The sequence below is a fragment of the Kitasatospora sp. NPDC017646 genome (assembly GCF_044329365.1).
Classification (GTDB): Bacteria; Actinomycetota; Actinomycetes; order Streptomycetales; family Streptomycetaceae; genus Kitasatospora.
Window position 1 is genome coordinate 441924 of the sequence record NZ_JBIRJC010000001.1, and the last position, 14567, is coordinate 456490.

At 74.6% G+C, this 14567-nt stretch carries 15 protein-coding genes; 6 read left to right on the forward strand and 9 right to left on the reverse strand.

What is annotated here, in order from left to right; all coding sequences use genetic code 11:
- Nucleotides 1-23: 23 nt before the first annotated feature.
- Together ACH4J0_RS02170 and ACH4J0_RS02175 are read left to right on the forward strand one after the other, a co-directional pair.
- Nucleotides 24-770, forward strand: a complete 747-nt coding sequence (locus ACH4J0_RS02170; RefSeq protein WP_396235764.1) for a phosphoribosyltransferase — start codon at nucleotides 24-26, stop codon at nucleotides 768-770.
- A gap of 9 nt (nucleotides 771-779) precedes the next feature.
- Nucleotides 780-1934 (forward strand): hypothetical protein, encoded by a 1155-nt coding sequence (locus ACH4J0_RS02175; protein WP_396235765.1) that lies wholly within the window; start codon nucleotides 780-782, stop codon nucleotides 1932-1934.
- A 93-nt stretch (nucleotides 1935-2027) separates the two neighbouring features.
- Here ACH4J0_RS02175 and ACH4J0_RS02180 read toward each other — a convergent pair whose 3' ends face one another.
- On the reverse strand, nucleotides 2028-2357 hold the full coding sequence (locus ACH4J0_RS02180; RefSeq protein WP_396235766.1) for a dienelactone hydrolase family protein: 330 nt from the start codon (nucleotides 2355-2357) through the stop codon (nucleotides 2028-2030).
- 192 nt (nucleotides 2358-2549) lie between these two features.
- On the opposite strand from ACH4J0_RS02180, the gene ACH4J0_RS02185 reads away from it, so the two are divergent.
- The gene (locus ACH4J0_RS02185; protein ID WP_396235767.1) at nucleotides 2550-3488 is read left to right on the forward strand and encodes a hypothetical protein; all 939 of its coding nucleotides are present in this window, start codon (nucleotides 2550-2552) and stop codon (nucleotides 3486-3488) included.
- Nucleotides 3489-3536: 48 nt separating this feature from the next.
- Here ACH4J0_RS02185 and ACH4J0_RS02190 read toward each other — a convergent pair whose 3' ends face one another.
- Nucleotides 3537-4451, reverse strand: coding sequence for an alpha/beta fold hydrolase (locus tag ACH4J0_RS02190; RefSeq protein WP_396235768.1), 915 nt, complete (start codon nucleotides 4449-4451; stop codon nucleotides 3537-3539).
- Between the two features lie 221 nt (nucleotides 4452-4672).
- On the opposite strand from ACH4J0_RS02190, the gene ACH4J0_RS02195 reads away from it, so the two are divergent.
- Nucleotides 4673-5386 (forward strand): VIT1/CCC1 transporter family protein, encoded by a 714-nt coding sequence (locus tag ACH4J0_RS02195; protein WP_396235769.1) that lies wholly within the window; start codon nucleotides 4673-4675, stop codon nucleotides 5384-5386.
- 100 nt (nucleotides 5387-5486) lie between these two features.
- Nucleotides 5487-6527, forward strand: coding sequence for a zinc-dependent alcohol dehydrogenase family protein (locus ACH4J0_RS02200; protein ID WP_396235770.1), 1041 nt, complete (start codon nucleotides 5487-5489; stop codon nucleotides 6525-6527).
- 45 nt (nucleotides 6528-6572) lie between these two features.
- Here ACH4J0_RS02200 and ACH4J0_RS02205 read toward each other — a convergent pair whose 3' ends face one another.
- Entirely contained in the window at nucleotides 6573-7226 is a 654-nt protein-coding gene (locus tag ACH4J0_RS02205) for a helix-turn-helix domain-containing protein (protein WP_396235771.1), read from the reverse strand.
- 27 nt (nucleotides 7227-7253) lie between these two features.
- A complete protein-coding gene (locus ACH4J0_RS02210; RefSeq protein ID WP_396235772.1) occupies nucleotides 7254-8297 on the reverse strand; it encodes a zinc-dependent alcohol dehydrogenase family protein in 1044 nt (347 codons plus the stop codon).
- A 194-nt stretch (nucleotides 8298-8491) separates the two neighbouring features.
- Here ACH4J0_RS02210 and ACH4J0_RS02215 point away from each other — a divergent pair, with 194 nt between their 5' ends.
- Entirely contained in the window at nucleotides 8492-10207 is a 1716-nt protein-coding gene (locus ACH4J0_RS02215) for a GAF domain-containing protein (protein ID WP_396235773.1), read from the forward strand.
- A gap of 18 nt (nucleotides 10208-10225) precedes the next feature.
- Here the strand turns inward: ACH4J0_RS02215 and ACH4J0_RS02220 are convergent, their stop codons facing one another.
- From ACH4J0_RS02220 to ACH4J0_RS02240, 5 genes are all read right to left on the reverse strand, one after another.
- Complete coding sequence (locus tag ACH4J0_RS02220) at nucleotides 10226-11209, reverse strand: Acg family FMN-binding oxidoreductase (protein WP_396235774.1); 984 nt, start codon at nucleotides 11207-11209, stop codon at nucleotides 10226-10228.
- Between the two features lie 236 nt (nucleotides 11210-11445).
- On the reverse strand, nucleotides 11446-12126 hold the full coding sequence (locus ACH4J0_RS02225) for a response regulator (protein WP_396235775.1): 681 nt from the start codon (nucleotides 12124-12126) through the stop codon (nucleotides 11446-11448).
- 71 nt (nucleotides 12127-12197) lie between these two features.
- Complete coding sequence (locus tag ACH4J0_RS02230) at nucleotides 12198-12992, reverse strand: universal stress protein (RefSeq protein ID WP_396235776.1); 795 nt, start codon at nucleotides 12990-12992, stop codon at nucleotides 12198-12200.
- 13 nt (nucleotides 12993-13005) lie between these two features.
- On the reverse strand, nucleotides 13006-13608 hold the full coding sequence (locus ACH4J0_RS02235) for a CBS domain-containing protein (protein ID WP_396235777.1): 603 nt from the start codon (nucleotides 13606-13608) through the stop codon (nucleotides 13006-13008).
- A 9-nt stretch (nucleotides 13609-13617) separates the two neighbouring features.
- A complete protein-coding gene (locus ACH4J0_RS02240) occupies nucleotides 13618-14313 on the reverse strand; it encodes a CBS domain-containing protein (protein ID WP_396235778.1) in 696 nt (231 codons plus the stop codon).
- Nucleotides 14314-14567 lie beyond the last annotated feature (254 nt).

The window sequence follows — 14567 nt, forward strand, 5'->3', positions numbered from 1 at the left end:
GCCGGCCGAGCCAGGAGAAGGACATGCCCGTGAGATTCCTCGACCGAAGCGCCGCCGGACACCAACTCGCCCAGGCGCTCCTGCGGTGCGTCGGCGACCGGTCCGACGGCCGGCTGGTCGTGCTCGGCCTGGCCCCCGGCGGGCTTCCGGTCGCGGCGGTGGTCGCCGCGACGCTGGACGCCCCGCTCGACGCCACCGTGGTCCGGCAGCTGACCGTACCCGGCTACGACCGCCCGGTCGGGGCGATCGCCGACGGCGACCCGCCGCTCTTCGACCGCGAATCGCTCAAGGTCCTCGGCGTCACCCCCGCCGAGGTCGGCGAGAGCGTCAAGCGCGAACGCGCCGAGGTGCGCCGCCGCGAGGCGCTCTACCGGGGCGGCCGGGCACCGTTGTGCGTCCAGGGGCGCACCGTCGTCCTGGTCTCCGACGGCCTGACCGACGCCCTCACCGCGCGCACCGCCGTCCGCGCCCTGCTCGACGACCGCCCCGACCGGCTGCTCCTCGCGGCGCCGCTGTGCGACGCCCGGCTCGCCGACGAGCTGCGCCGGGACGTCGACGCCCTGGTCTGCCTCCACCTGCCGCTCTACGCGCACGCCGCCGGGCCCTGGTACGGCGAGTTCCACGAGGTCACCGACCGGGAGGCGGCCGTCCTGTTGCGTCGGCACGGCCCGCGCGCCACCGCCGGCCGACCCGGCGCCCCGTCGGTCACGGTCGTCCACGACCCACCATCGGCCCAGGCTTCCGTGCGGGATGCTCCGTCAGCGACCTAACGTGGAGTCATGAAACCTCACTCTTCGTGTCCGCCGGTCGCGCGCGGCCTCCGGACCAGGCACTGGGCGCGGGTCGGCGTCGCCGCCACCGCCACGCTGCTGTTCGGTGCCACCGCCTCCGGCGGGGCCGACGCCCGGGCCCCCTTCCTCGGCCCGCTGCACACCATCACCCAGATCGCCTCCACCGTGCCGGGCAACGGGGACGTCAACCCGTACGGCACGTTCACCATCCGGCACAGCGAGGGCCGGCTGCACCGCGGCAACGTCCTGGTCAGCAACTTCAACGACAACCTGAACCAGCAGGGCACCGGCACCACCCTGGTGCAGGTGAGCCCGGACGGCACCACCAGCCTGTTCGCCCGGATCGACCCGGCGCACCTGCCCGGCCCCTGCCCCGGCGGGGTCGGGCTCACCACCGCCCTGACCGTCCTGCCCGGCGGCTGGGTCGTGGTCGGCAGCCTGCCCACCGCGGACGGCACCTCCGCCACCGCTCAGGCCGGCTGCCTGCTGGTGCTGGACAGCAACGGCACGGTCCGGGAGACCATCGCCGGGGACGGCATCAACGGCCCGTGGGACATGACGGCCGTCAGCCACGGCGACCGCGACGAGTTGTTCGTCACCAACGTGCTCAACGGCACGGTGGCCGGTGGCGGCGCCGAGGTCGACCAGGGCACGGTGCTGCGGATCACCCTGTGCCGGCAGGGTGACCAGCCGCCGCGGCGGATCGCGACCACCGTGATCGGCTCCGGCTTCGGCGAACGGACCGACCCCAACGCGCTGGTGGTCGGCCCGACCGGCGTCGGCCTCGGCCACGACGACATCCTTTACGTGGCGGACACCGTCGGCAACCGGATCACCGCGATCCCCGACGCCCTCCACCGCGAAAGCGACGCCTTCACCGGCACGGTGGTCACCAGCGACACCCACCTCAACGCCCCGCTCGGCCTCGCCATCGCCCCCGGCGGCGACATCCTCACGGTGAACGCCGGGGACGGCAACATCGTCGAGACCACCCCGGCGGGCGACCAGGTCGCGGTCCGGACGCTCGACAGCAGCGGCAACCCGCCCGGCGCCGGCGCCCTGTTCGGCCTCGCGGTGGACCTGGACCGGGACGCCGTCTACTTCGTCGACAACGCGACCAACACTCTGGACGTCCTCCACTGACGGCCGCCCCGAGCGTGCCCCGGCGCCTGGCGTCGGGGCACGCTCGATGCTTTCAACGGACTGGTCCCCCAGGGCGGTTCGGTGCCGCGAGGACTACAGCCGCTCGGCCAGCGCCTGGTGGACGCGCCGCCAGGCGTCGGCGGTCGCGGCGGCGTCGTGGTCCTCCGGGCGGTCGGCCGCGAAGCCGTACCGGGCGCCCGGGTAGGTGACCAGCTCGTGCCCGACCTTCGCGTCGGTCAGCCGCCGCTCGGCCTCCTGCCACTCCGCCTGCGGGAGGATGTGGTCCAGCCCGCCGTAGAAGCCCAGCCGGTGCACGCCGTTGGCGGCGATCCGCTCGGCCGTCTCCAGCGGCGGCACCGGGCCGACCAGCGGGAAGCCGGATTCGGATCCCCCGTCGATCGGCCGGAAAACGTCGCTGCGCATCGTAGTGCCAACCGCCGGAACCATCGAACCGGTTCCACCGCCGGTCCAGCGACAAGGACTTGGTATGAGCACGGCAAAGGCTTCGCGCGGTCGCGTCCTCCATCTGGACGGCACCGCACCCGAGTTGATGAGGTGTCCGGGCTCGACGAGCACGGACAAACCTCCCACACCCTCACACTCGGGAGCAGACGCATGCGCACACCGCTCAAGGCCGCCGCGCACACCCTCACCGCGCTGGCCCTGGCCGCCCTCGGCACCACCGCGCTGGCCACCGGAGCCGAGGCGCAACCCGCCCCGGCGGCGGCCCACTTCGGGGCCAAGCCGCTCCACCCCGGCACAGCCCGGCACACGGCCGCGACCACCAACAACACCCTCTCGGTCCGCTCCGCCGGGACCCAGGGCGTGGTGTCCCCCACCCCGAAGGTGTACCTGGTCTTCTGGGGCAGCCAGTGGTCCTCCGACCCGGCCGGGGTGGCGGCCGACATGCAGAACATGTTCAAGGGCCTCTACGGCAGTCAGGACACCTGGGGCACCATCCTCGACCAGTACTGCGAGGGCGTCGCCAAGGGCACCACCACCTGCGGCACCAAGGGCGTCCACGTCCAGCACCCGGCCACCTCCCCGCTGGCCGGCGTCTGGTTCGACAACTCCGCCGCCGCGCCCGGCAGCGCGACCGCCACCCAGCTCGGCGCCGAGGCCGGCAAGGCCGCCGCCCACTTCGGCAACACCACCCAGGCCCCCAACCTCAACGCCCAGTACGTGGTGCTCTCACCCACCGGCACCCACCCGGACGGCTTCCCCAACTCCGGCTTCTGCGCCTGGCACGACAAGACCAGCAGCTCGTACGGCACGCTGGCCTACACCAACCTGCCGTACATCCCGGACATGGGAGCGGGCGCCTGCACCACCTTCACCGACGGCCGGATGCTCTCCGGCATCGAGTCCACCGAGACCCACGAGTACGCCGAGACCGTCACCGACTTCTGGCCCAGCATCGGCTGGAACGGCGGCGGCGGGGAGATCGGCGACGAGTGCGAGAACCTGGACGCCTACGTCACCCTGAGCACCGGCACCTTCGACCTCCAGGGCCTGTGGTCCAACAGCGCCAACAAGTGCGTCACCCACGGCTAGGCGTACTGACCGAGGCGCGGGGCCGCCGGCACGCGGTGGCCCCGCGCCTCATCCCAGGCTCAGCACCGCCTCGGCGAAGGCCTCCGGCGCCTCCTGCGGAACGTTGTGCCCCACGCCGGACAGGGTCCGCACCTCGCACGGGCCGGTGAACCGCTCGGTGCCGGTCTGGTCCGCGGCGGGGATCACGCCGTTCTCCTCTCCGACCAGCACCACCGTCGGGGCCGCGACGGACGGCCGACCGGCCAGCGCCTCCTCCAGTTCCTGGTAGCGCGGGTCGCCTTCGACCAGGCCGAAGCGGTGGCGGTAGGAGTGGATCGCGACGTCCACGAAGTCCGGGTTGTGCAGGCTGGCAGCCGAGGCGGCGAAGGCCTCCCCGGCCTGCGGCCAGGTCGGGGACCAGAGCCGCCAGAGCAGCCCGCACAGCTCCTCGCGATTCTGCTCCAGCCCCTGGCGGCCCCGCTCGGAATGGAAGTAGTACTGGTACCAGAGGTTGCGCTCCGCCGCCGGCACGGCGGGCTCCATCGCGCGGGCGATGTCCTGGACGGTGTAGCCGCCCGCCGCGACCAGGCCGTGGATCCGCTCCGGCCACAGCGCCGCCGCCGCACACGCCGCCCGCCCGCCCCAGTCGTAACCGGCGACCACCGCCCGCTCGATCCCCAGCGCGTCCATGAACTCCGCCAGGTCCTGTGCGAGCGCGGCCTGCTGGCCGCTGCGCATCGTCCCCTCGTCCAGGAACCGGGTCGGCCCGTAGCCGCGCAGGTACGGCACCAGCACCTCCCGGCCGGCCTCGGCGAGCAACCGCGCCACCTCGTCGTAGGCCCGGACGTCGTAGGGAAAGCCGTGAAGCAGGATCACCGGAGCACCGGCCTTCCGGCGGCGCTCGCCGGTCCGGTGGTGGGCGATCTCCAGAACCGGCGTCGACACCCGGTGCAGCTCGTACAGCTCGTGGGAACTCGCAGTCATCCGATCATGCTCCCACGCCTGACCCCGCCGTACTGGCAGACCGGTGTCCCATCAGCGCTTCGGCAATCCGGCCGTCGGCCAAGAGGGACTGTCCGGTTCAGCCCGACGTTGTCACCACGCGACGAAGGTGACCCACGACCTGCCCCCAACGGCGGCGTCGGAGCGACAGCCGGCCGCCCCCGGATGAAACTGATCTTGAACTGGACGGAGGACCGGATCCCATGACCTTCTTCGACAGGCTCGCCCCCCACCGGGAAAGCCACGCCGCCTCCCGGGCCGGCTGGCTGCGCGCGGCCGTCCTGGGCGCCAACGACGGCCTGGTCTCGGTCGCCAGCCTCATGGTCGGCCTGGCCGCCAGCGGGGCGAGCACCTCCACCGTCGTCACCGGCGGACTGGCCGGCCTCTCCGCCGGCGCGATGGCGATGGCCGCCGGCGAGTACGTCTCCGTCAGCTCCCAGGTCGACGTCGAGACGGCCGACCGGGCCAAGGAGGCCCGCGAGCTCACCGAGGCACCGGAGGCCGAACTCGCCGAACTCACCGCCATCTACGAGAGCCGCGGCGTTCCGAGCGCCCTCGCCCGGCAGGTCGCGGAGGCCCTGCACGAGGCCGACCCGCTCCAGGCCCACCTGCGCGACGAACTCGGCCACAGCGAACACACCGCCGCCAACCCCCTCCAGGCCGCGCTCGCCTCCGCCGCCAGCTTCCTCGGCGGCGGCCTCGTGCCCTTCCTCGGCCTGCTCGCCGGATCCACCACCGCGCGGCTGTGGCTGATCGTGGCCGTGACCCTCTGCGGCCTCGCCCTGGCGGGCGTCCTCGCCGCCCGCGCCGCCGGCACCACCCTGCTGCGCCCGACCGTGCGCGTCGTGATCGGCGGCGGCCTCGCCATGGCGGTCACGGCCGCGGTCGGCCAACTCGCCCACGTCTCGGGGGTGTGACCCGACCTCGCTCGGGCCCCGCGCTCGGTCTCGCACCGAGCCCGTCCCGGGCGCAGGCTGGTAGGGGCAGTCTTGCGTCCGCGGACGGCGGGAGTCGGCAATGGACACGATGCGACCGGCACCGGGCGAGACCGGCGCGTGGGTGGTGGCGCGGCCGGGTCCGGTGGGTGGCGCGGGCCCGGGACCGTTGGAGTGGGAGCGGCGGCCGGTCCCCGAGCCGGGGCCCGGGGAGATCCTGGTGGAGGTGGAGGCCTGCGGGGTGTGCCGCACCGACCTGCACCTGGCGGAGGGGGACCTCTCCCCCAGGGCGCCCAGGTGCACGCCCGGGCACGAGGTGGTCGGGCGGGTGCGGGCGGTGGGCTCCGCCGTCGAGGACTTCGCGACCGGGGACCGGGCCGGGGTGGCCTGGCTGGCCCGGACCTGCGGCAGCTGTGCGTACTGCCGAAGCGGGCGGGAGAACCTCTGCCCGCACTCGCGCTACACCGGCTGGGACCGGCACGGCGGCTACGCCGGCCATGTGACCGCCGACGCCCGCTTCGCCTACCGGCTGCCCGAGGGCCCGCCCGCCGAGGAACTCGCCCCACTCCTGTGCGCGGGCATCATCGGCTACCGCGCCCTGGAACGGGCCGACCTGCCGCCCGGCGGCCTCCTGGGCGTCTACGGCTTCGGCGCCTCCGCCCACCTCACCGCCCAGATCGCCCTCGCCCGCGGCTCCCGGGTGGCCGTGTTCACCCGGGGCGCGGCGGCTCGCCGGCTGGCCCTGGAGCTCGGCGCCGCCTTCGCCGGCGACTCGTACGACCCCGCCCCGGAGCCGCTGGACGCCGCCATCCTCTTCGCCCCGGCAGGCGAACTGGTACCGGTCGCCCTGACCGCGCTGGACCGCGGCGCCACCCTCGTCGTCGCCGGCATCCACCTCAGCGACATCCCCCCGCTCGACTACCGGCGCCACCTCTTCCAGGAACGCACCCTGCGCAGCGTCACCGCCAACACCCGGGACGACGGCCACGCCTTCCTGGCGGAAGCCGCGCGGACCCGCCCGGTGGTGCGCGTCAACCGCTACCCACTGCGGCAGGCGGACACCGCGCTCGCCGACCTCGCCGCGGACCGGGTGACCGGGGTCGCGGTGCTGCTGCCCCCGTAGGGCCTGTTCGGCGGCCCCCCGCATCCGGGTCGGCAGGAGGCGTCGTCACCCCGTGCCGATCCGGCGGCCGGCGATCTCGCTCGCACTGATGCGGACCCACAGCGGACGGGCGCCGCCCGCCCACGGCGTGGCGCCCGGCAGAGCGGAGAGCCGCCGCTCCTCCTCCGGGTCGTCGATGCGGTGGGCCTCTCCGAGGATGAGGACGCTCCAGCCCCGGCTGCGGTGGTCGTCGATGTGGTCGACCTGGAAGGAGGCGGGCGAGCCCTCGGCGGGCGCGGCGGCGCCCCGGGGGGAAGTCCGGTAGACGACGGTCCGGGCGTCGACCGCGTAGTTCACCGGGAGCACGACCGGTGCCGCTCGCCCGGGCAAACCGATCCGGCCGACGCCGTGGGTGCCGAGCAGTTCCCAGCACTGCGGCCCCGTCAGGTGGAGCAGCAGCGGTCGCGGGCCGACGTCGGCCTGTCCGGGCGGGGCGTCGGGGCGGTGGCCGGTGAGCAGTTCCGGCCAGGGCGTGCCGAGCGCGGTGGCGATCCGGAGGAAGGCTTCCTCGTCGAACTCCGGTCCGGTGCGCAGGAGTTGCCGCAGGTAGGCCGGCGACATGTGGGTCTGGTACGCCAGCATCCCTTCGCTCAGGCCGAGTTGGTCGCAGCGCTGGGCGATCCGGCGGGCGATGGCTTCGGGTTCGGTGTGTTCGGTCATGGTTGCGGCTCCTGCACGCACGGGAGGTCACGTCCGGAACAGCGCGACCTTGAGGGCTCCGGTGTCGGCCGCGTCGGCGAAGACGTCGTACGCGTCCTGCATCTCGTCGAGCCCGAAGCGGTGGGTGACCAGCCCGCCGACCTCCAGTCGGCCGGCGGCCAGCAGGTCGAGCAGCAGCGGGGTGCTGTCGGTGTCGACCAGCCCGGTGGTGATGGTGACGTCGCGGATCCAGAGGTCCTCCAGATGGAGCACCGCCGGCTTGCCGTGCACGCCCACGTTGGCGACCCGGCCGCCCGGGCGGACCAGACGGGTGCACAGCTCGAAGGACTCGGGCACACCGACCGCCTCGATCGCGACGTCCACGCCGAGCCCGTCCCGGGTCAGCTCGCGGACGGCCTCCGGGGTGGCCTCGGCCACGGTCAGCGTGATGTCGGCGCCGAAGCGCTTGGCGGCGTCGAGACGGGCCCGGGCCAAGTCGACGGCGACGATCCGGGACGGGCTGTACAGACGGGCGGTGAGGACCGCGGCGAGCCCGATCGGCCCGGCGCCGACGATCGCGACGGTGTCGCCCGGGCCGACCGCGCCGTTACGCACGCCGACCTCGTACGAGGTGGGCAGGATGTCGGCCAGCAGCAGGGCGTCCTCGTCGCCGACGCCGTCGGGCAGCCTGTACAGGGACGTGTCCGCGAAGGGGGTGCGGACGTGCTCGGCCTGGCAGCCGTCGATCAGGTGGCCGAGGATCCAGCCGCCACCGCCGGTGCACTGCCCGTAGCTCGAACCACGGCAGTAGGTGCAGCGGCCGCAGGCGGAGATGCAGGAGACCAGGACGCGGTCCCCGGCCGTGACGGTGCGCACGCCCGAGCCGGCCTCGGTGACCGTGCCGACCGCCTCGTGGCCCAGGATCCGGCCCTGTTCCACCTCCGGGACGTCGCCCTTGAGGATGTGCAGGTCGGTGCCGCAGATGGTGACCGCGTCGACCCGGACGACGGCGTCCTCCGGGTCACGTACGACCGGGTCGGGGACGTCACCCCAGGTGCGGCGGCCGGGTCCGTGGTAGGTGAGCGCCTTCATGCCCTGATCACTCCTCTCGGGCGGCGGAGCCGGGCCGGTTCCGCTCACCCTTCCAGCGTCCGCCGCCGGCGCGCCGACGGCAGGGGCCCGGTGGGGCCCGGCCGATGGGCCGATGGTCCCCTCCGGCGCCCGGCGGAGCACGGCTCGCGGGCCTACGCTGGTCAGTGGCAGCGGGCAAGCCGTGGAGGGTTTCCTTGGCCAGCGAACCGGAGAGTTCGGCCACCGTGCCGAAGCTGCGCCTGGACGAGCTCCTGGAGGAGCTCCAGGCCCGGCTGGACGCCGCCCGGGGCACGCGCGACCGCGTCCACAGCCTGCTGGAGGCGGTGCTGGCGGTCGGGCGCGACCTGGAGCTGTCCCAGGCCCTCCATCACATCGTGGAGGCGGCGGTCACCCTGGTGGACGCCGAGTACGGCGCCCTGGGAGTGATCGGCGAGGGCCAACGGCTGTCCCAGTTCATCCCCGTCGGCATCGAGGACGAACGGGTCAAGCTGATCGGCGACCTGCCCTCCGGCCACGGCATCCTGGGCGAGCTGATCCGCCACCCCGAGCCGCTGCGCCTCACCCGGATCTCGGACCACCCGGCCTCCTACGGGTTCCCGGCGAACCACCCTCCGATGAACAGCTTCCTGGGGGTGCCGATCCGGATCCGGGACAAGGTGTTCGGCAACCTCTACCTGACCGAGAAGCGCGGCGGCGGCGACTTCGACGAGGAGGACGAGTCGGTGCTCGCCACGCTCGCCGTCGCCGCCGGGGTGGCGATCGACAACGCCCGGCTCTACGACCGGGCCCGGCAGCGGCAGCGCTGGCTGGAGGCCAGCGCCGAGGTCACCAGCACCCTGCTGTCGGGCAGCGCCGAGCAGGAGGTGCTGGACCTGCTGCTCTCCCGGGCCACCGAGATCGCCGGCGCGGACCTCGCCGTCGTCGCCGTGCCGCTGCCGGACACCCGGGAACTGGAGATGCGGATCGCCGTCGGGCTCGGGGCGGACCAGCACCGCGGTCTGGTGCTGTCGGTCGAGGGCTCGTTCATGGGCGCGGCCTTCCGCACCGGAGGCCTGGTGGTGAGTCCGGACGTCCAGAAGGACCCGCGGATCACGGCCGGACCACCGCGCTGGCAGGGCCTGGGCCCGGCGGTCGCAGTGCCCGTCGGCACCGCCGAGCGCGGCGTCCGCGGCGTGCTGCTGCTGGTCAGGGCGGCCGGCGCGCCGCTGTTCGAGGAGGGCGAGTCCGGGCCGCTGATGGGCTTCGCCGGACAGGCGGCGGTGGCGATGGAGCTCGCGGAGCGCCGCCGGGACTCCGAACAGGTGGCGCTGCTGAAGGAACGCGACCGGATCGCCCGTGACCTGCACGACCTGGCCATCCAGCGGCTGTTCGCCACCGGGATGACCCTCCAGGGCGCCACCCGCTTCATCGAGCACCCCGAGGCGACCGACCGCGTCCTGCGGGCGATCGACGACCTGGACGAAACCGCGCGCACCATCCGCGCCACCATCTTCGGCCTGCGGCTGCGCGAGTCCGGCCCGGCGGCGAACGGTCTGCGCGCCCGCCTCGTCGACGTCGTCGACCGGGCCTCGCGCTCCATCGGCTTCACCCCCGCGCTGCGGATGACCGGCCTGCTGGACGCCACCGTACCCGCCGAGATCGCGGACGCGGCCGTCGCGGTCCTGGAGGAGGCCCTCGCCAACGCCGCCCGCCACGCCCGGGCCCACGCCGTCGATGCCGCGGTCTCCGCCGGGGAGGACCTGACCGTCACGGTCACCGACGACGGCGTCGGACTCCCCGAGGGCGGCCGCCGCAGCGGGCTCACCAACCTCGCCGACCGGGCCGCCGCCCTGGGCGGCACCTTCACCGCCCGCACCCGCCCCGGGGGCGGTACCGAGCTGGTCTGGCGGGTGCCCCTACCGGAGTCCTGAGGCCGCCCGGGACAGACCCTAGTCCTCCTCGTCCAGCACGTCCCCGGCCTTGAGGCGCGGTGTCGGGGCGCCCTCGGGACCGTAGCCGAGGCGGATCAGGATCTGGACGTAGCCGGGGCCCCGGTGCGGGTCGCGGGCCTCCCAGCGCAGGTAGGGCCACTCCATGGCCTGGTGCAGCAGGGAGGCGCGGACGCCGTGGACGGTGGCGACGAGCAGGACGTGCTGCAGGGCGAGGCCGGAGCGCAGCCAGTCCGCGGGGGTGTCGCGCTCGGTGGTCAGGACCGCGATGCGCGGCTCGTGCTCGAACGACGCGGGGGCCTGGTGCTCGGCGGCGCGCAGGGCGGAGAAGTCCCGCATGGGCAGGTGGCCGGCCTGGTCCTGGGGGCCGAGCGCGGTGACCGGGATGCCGTAGGGCGGGGAGTCCCCGGTGCGGATCCAGCTGCGGCTCTCGGCGCGCTGGGCCTCGTCGGTGGTGTTGCGGCGCTCGGCCTCGGCGGTGAGGTGGAGCAGCCGGGCGGCCTCCGCGTGGTCGGGCAGCTGGAGAGTGGTGTCCTCGGCGCGGGCGGCCGCGACCAGTTCGTCGAGGACGGCCGGGGGGACCGGCTCGTCGGTGAACGGTGTGCGGATGGAGTGCCGGCGCCAGATCGCCTCGTACAGCCGCTCGGCGCCTGGGACGGGCGCGGTGGCCGCGCCGTCCAGTCGGACGGCCGCGAAGAGGTCCGGTTCGGCCGGGTCGGGCAGCAGCCGCACTTCGGGCGCCCAGCCGAGGTGGCGGGCGGCGACCCGCAGGTTGAGGACGGCCGCGCCGACGGAGATGTGCAGCGCCCGGCCCTCGGGGTCGGCGGCCGGGACGGCGCGGCTGCGGTCGGCCCGGACGTCCAGGGTGGAAGTGTCCGGCTGGAGGTGGAAGCGCCAGGGCTGGCTGTTGTGGATCGAGGGTGCGGCGACCGCGGCGGAGACGAGCTTCTCCAGGCCGGCGGCGTCGAGGGCGAGGGCGGGCATGGCGGCCTCCCGGATCGGTGTCAGCCGGAGACGGACGGCTCGGCGCACCGGCGCGAGGTGTCCCGCGGGAGCGGCGTGCCCACGGTCGTCAGGTCGGTGCCCCAGCCGTTCGCACCGTGATCGTTCCAGTACCTCATCGCCGTCTCCTCGGTCATGCCGGTGAACCACTTCCACCGTGCGACCGGGCTCCGGCGGGGCGCTTGGGCCGTTCGGCTCTGTCTCCGGGCCCTGTCGACTCAAACCCGGCGCGGGTGGTGCGGCTCGGCGGGCTCGTCGGCGTGGGCGGCGAGTACGGCCGCCTGGAGGCGGCGCTCCACGCCCAGCTTGGCGAGCAGCCGGGAGACGTGGTTCTTCACGGTCTTCTCGGCGAGGAACAGCTCCCGGCCGATCTGCCGGTTGGTCTTGCCCTCCCCCACCAGCGCGAGGATCTCGCGCTCACGCGGGGTGAGCCCGGCGAGCGCGGCGTCCGTCTCGCTCTCCTCGTGGTGGCGCAGGCTCTCCATCAGCTTGCGGGTGGTGGCCGGGTCGAGCATGGACTGGCCGGAGGCCACCGTGCGGACGGCGCCGACCAGTTCGGTGCCCTTGACCTGCTTCAGGACGTAGCCGGCCGCGCCGGCCATGATCGCGTCGAGCAGGGCGTCGTCGTCGTCGTACGAGGTCAGCATCAGGCAGACCAGTTCGGGCATCCTGTCCCGCAGGTCCCGGCAGACGCTCACGCCGTCGCCGTCCGGGAGCCGTACGTCCAGCACGGCGACGTCCGGGCGCAGCGCGGGCACCCGGGCGAGGGCCTGGGCACAGCTGGCGGCCTCACCGATGACCTCGATGTCCTCCTCGGCCTCCAGGAGGTCGCGGACGCCGCGGCGCACCACCTCGTGGTCGTCCAGCAGGAACACCCGTACGGGCTGGGACGTGTCCATGGCCTGCTCCCTGGGATGCGCCGGCGGTGACACCACCGATTCTGCGCGTTCGCGCCGCCGGGCGCACCGGGTCAGCCGCGCGGGACGACGGCGACCGGGCACCCGGACCGGTGGATCACCGCCCGGGTGACCGGGCCGAGGCGGTGCCCGGTGCGGCCGAGGACGAGCAGGTCGGCGGAGCGGGCGGCGTCCGCCAGGGCGTCGGCGGCGCGGGCGCGCCGGACGTCGACGACGGCGGGGGGCTCCGGGGCGCGGGCCAGCAGCTCGGCGAGCGCGCTTTCGCCCGCCGCCGCGGAGGCTGCCGATTCGGCGGCGGAGAGGAGCTGCCGGTCCGGCATCCAGGCATGGACGACCCGCAGCGGAACGCCGCGGACCGCAGCGGAACGCCGGGCGAAGACGAGCGCCGCTCCGGCGGGGTCGCGGGCATCGATGCCCACGACCACCTCCCGGGGCGGGCCGGTCGGATCCGGTGGGGCGGGGACCAGGACGACGGGACAGACCGCGCGGGCCGCGACGGCGAGCCCGACCGAGCCGAGTGGGCCGTGCGGCGCGGAGGAGCCGAGCACCAGCAGTTCGGCCGAGTCCGCCGCGGCCGTGATCCCGCAGGGCGCATGCCGGTCCAGCAGGGCGGTGTCGACTTCCAGGCCGGGGCTGTTCCTCCGCACCCGCTCGGCGGCGTCGGCGAGCATACCGAGCGCCCGGCCGCGCGCCTCGCTCACGCCGGGCAGTCCCGGCGCGGCGTGCTGCGGCCGGGGCCAGGCGTACGCCAACCGGAGCGGGGCGCCGCGCCGGACCGCTTCGTCGGCGGCCCAGCGGGCGGCGGCCAGGCTCGCCGGGGAGCCGTCGACAGCGGCGAGCACCAGCACGGTTCGGGCCCCGTCAGGCTGCGGCGGCGAGCCGGAGTTCGACGCCGACCACGCCGGGCACGGAACGCACCAGGCGCTCCAGGATGCCGGCGGAGACCGTGTCCGGCAGGCCGCCGGTCAGGGTGATCCGGCCGTTCTCGGAGCGGACGTCGGTGTCCACGGCGGCGCTCGGGCCGAGGGTGGCGACGAGCTCGAAGCGGACCCGGTCGGCGAGTTCGCGGTCGTCGCCGAGGTAGACCTTCAGCAGGTCGCCCCGGCTGACGATGCCGACCAGGTAGTCCTCCTCGTCCACGACCGGGAGCCGCTTGAAGTGGCCCCGGGCCATCGCCCGGGCGGCCTCGTTGAGCGGGCTGTCGGGGTGCACGGTGACCGCCGGGACGGACATCATCCGCCCGGCCGTCAGGGCGTCGGCGCGCTCGCCGTCACCGTCACGGGCGGTGAGCAGATCGGCCTCGGAGACCACCCCGACCACCCGTCCGTCGCCGGTCAGAACGGGCACTGCGCTCACCCGCCAGCGCTGCAGGGTCTCGGCGACCTCCCGGAAGTCCGCGTCGCGGCCGACGGCGACCACCGCGTGGGTCATCACATCCGCGACGGTGCTGGGTGTGCTGGTCACGGCGGCCTCCTAGGACGCGGCGCGGTAGGCGCGGGGGTGTTCCAGTTGCGGCTCGGTGTCGTCCTCGGTCCAGTCGAGGGCGGCGTGCACCGCGACCACGCCGTCCACGGCGCGGCAGAGCTGCTCGGCGATCGGGATCAGGCTGCGGCGTGGCAGCCGCCCGTTCAGCGTGACGACGCCCTCGCTGACGCCGACCCGGACGTCGCCGGGGGCGAGCCAGAGGGTCTGGCCGAGCACGTCGTGGTCGATCTCGTCGCGGATGGCCGCGTCGTGCCGCAGGAAGACCTCCAGCAGGTCCCGGCGGCTGACGATGCCGACCAGACGGCCGACCTCGTCCACCACGGGCAACCGCTTGATCCTGTGCTTGTCCATCGCACGGGCGGCCTCCGGCACCGACCAGCCCGGGCGGGCCGTGACGGCGGGACTGGTCATCAGCCCGCCGGCCGTCTCCGCCTCGGCGCGGGCGCGGTCCTCGGCGCCCAGCCAGCGCCCCGGGAAGCGACCCTCGGGGTCGGGCAGGACTGCCTCCTTGCGGAGCAGGTCGGCCTCGGACACCATGCCGATCGGCCGCCCCTGGTCGTCGATCACCGGGATGGCGGTGATGTCGTTGCGGTGGAACAGCGCGGCAACCTCCTTGAACGGTGTGTCGGGCCGGGCGGTGACGACCTCACGGGTCATCACGTCGCTGACGCTGCGGTGCTGCATCGTCCTCTCCTCCTCGGATGGTCCCGCCTCCACTGTCCGCCCGCCGGAAGCCGCCTGACAGGGCCGTACGGTCCCCGCCGGGGGCCGGGTCGGCCCAGGGCGGCGAGTCCGCACGGCCGGACGGCGGCAGGGGCGCCCGAGGTGGGCCGTCCGGGCAAGGAGCGGCACGCCTGTGGCGGACGGGCGTGTGGGCCGTTGCGCTGAACGGCAGTCCGCCGGAGATGCCCCGCACCCTCCCGTCGCCCAGTCTTGGA

Excerpts from the sequence above, each read along its gene's own strand:
- ACH4J0_RS02170 (WP_396235764.1), top strand. The coding sequence starts at position 24 with ATGCCCGTGAGATTCCTCGACCGAAGCGCCGCCGGACACCAACTCGCC.
- ACH4J0_RS02175 (WP_396235765.1), top strand. The coding sequence starts at position 780 with ATGAAACCTCACTCTTCGTGTCCGCCGGTCGCGCGCGGCCTCCGGACC.
- ACH4J0_RS02180 (WP_396235766.1), bottom strand. The coding sequence starts at position 2,357 with ATGCGCAGCGACGTTTTCCGGCCGATCGACGGGGGATCCGAATCCGGC.
- ACH4J0_RS02185 (WP_396235767.1), top strand. The coding sequence starts at position 2,550 with ATGCGCACACCGCTCAAGGCCGCCGCGCACACCCTCACCGCGCTGGCC.
- ACH4J0_RS02190 (WP_396235768.1), bottom strand. The coding sequence starts at position 4,451 with ATGACTGCGAGTTCCCACGAGCTGTACGAGCTGCACCGGGTGTCGACG.
- ACH4J0_RS02195 (WP_396235769.1), top strand. The coding sequence starts at position 4,673 with ATGACCTTCTTCGACAGGCTCGCCCCCCACCGGGAAAGCCACGCCGCC.
- ACH4J0_RS02200 (WP_396235770.1), top strand. The coding sequence starts at position 5,487 with ATGGACACGATGCGACCGGCACCGGGCGAGACCGGCGCGTGGGTGGTG.
- ACH4J0_RS02205 (WP_396235771.1), bottom strand. The coding sequence starts at position 7,226 with ATGACCGAACACACCGAACCCGAAGCCATCGCCCGCCGGATCGCCCAG.
- ACH4J0_RS02210 (WP_396235772.1), bottom strand. The coding sequence starts at position 8,297 with ATGAAGGCGCTCACCTACCACGGACCCGGCCGCCGCACCTGGGGTGAC.
- ACH4J0_RS02220 (WP_396235774.1), bottom strand. The coding sequence starts at position 11,209 with ATGCCCGCCCTCGCCCTCGACGCCGCCGGCCTGGAGAAGCTCGTCTCC.
- ACH4J0_RS02225 (WP_396235775.1), bottom strand. The coding sequence starts at position 12,126 with ATGGACACGTCCCAGCCCGTACGGGTGTTCCTGCTGGACGACCACGAG.
- ACH4J0_RS02240 (WP_396235778.1), bottom strand. The coding sequence starts at position 14,313 with ATGCAGCACCGCAGCGTCAGCGACGTGATGACCCGTGAGGTCGTCACC.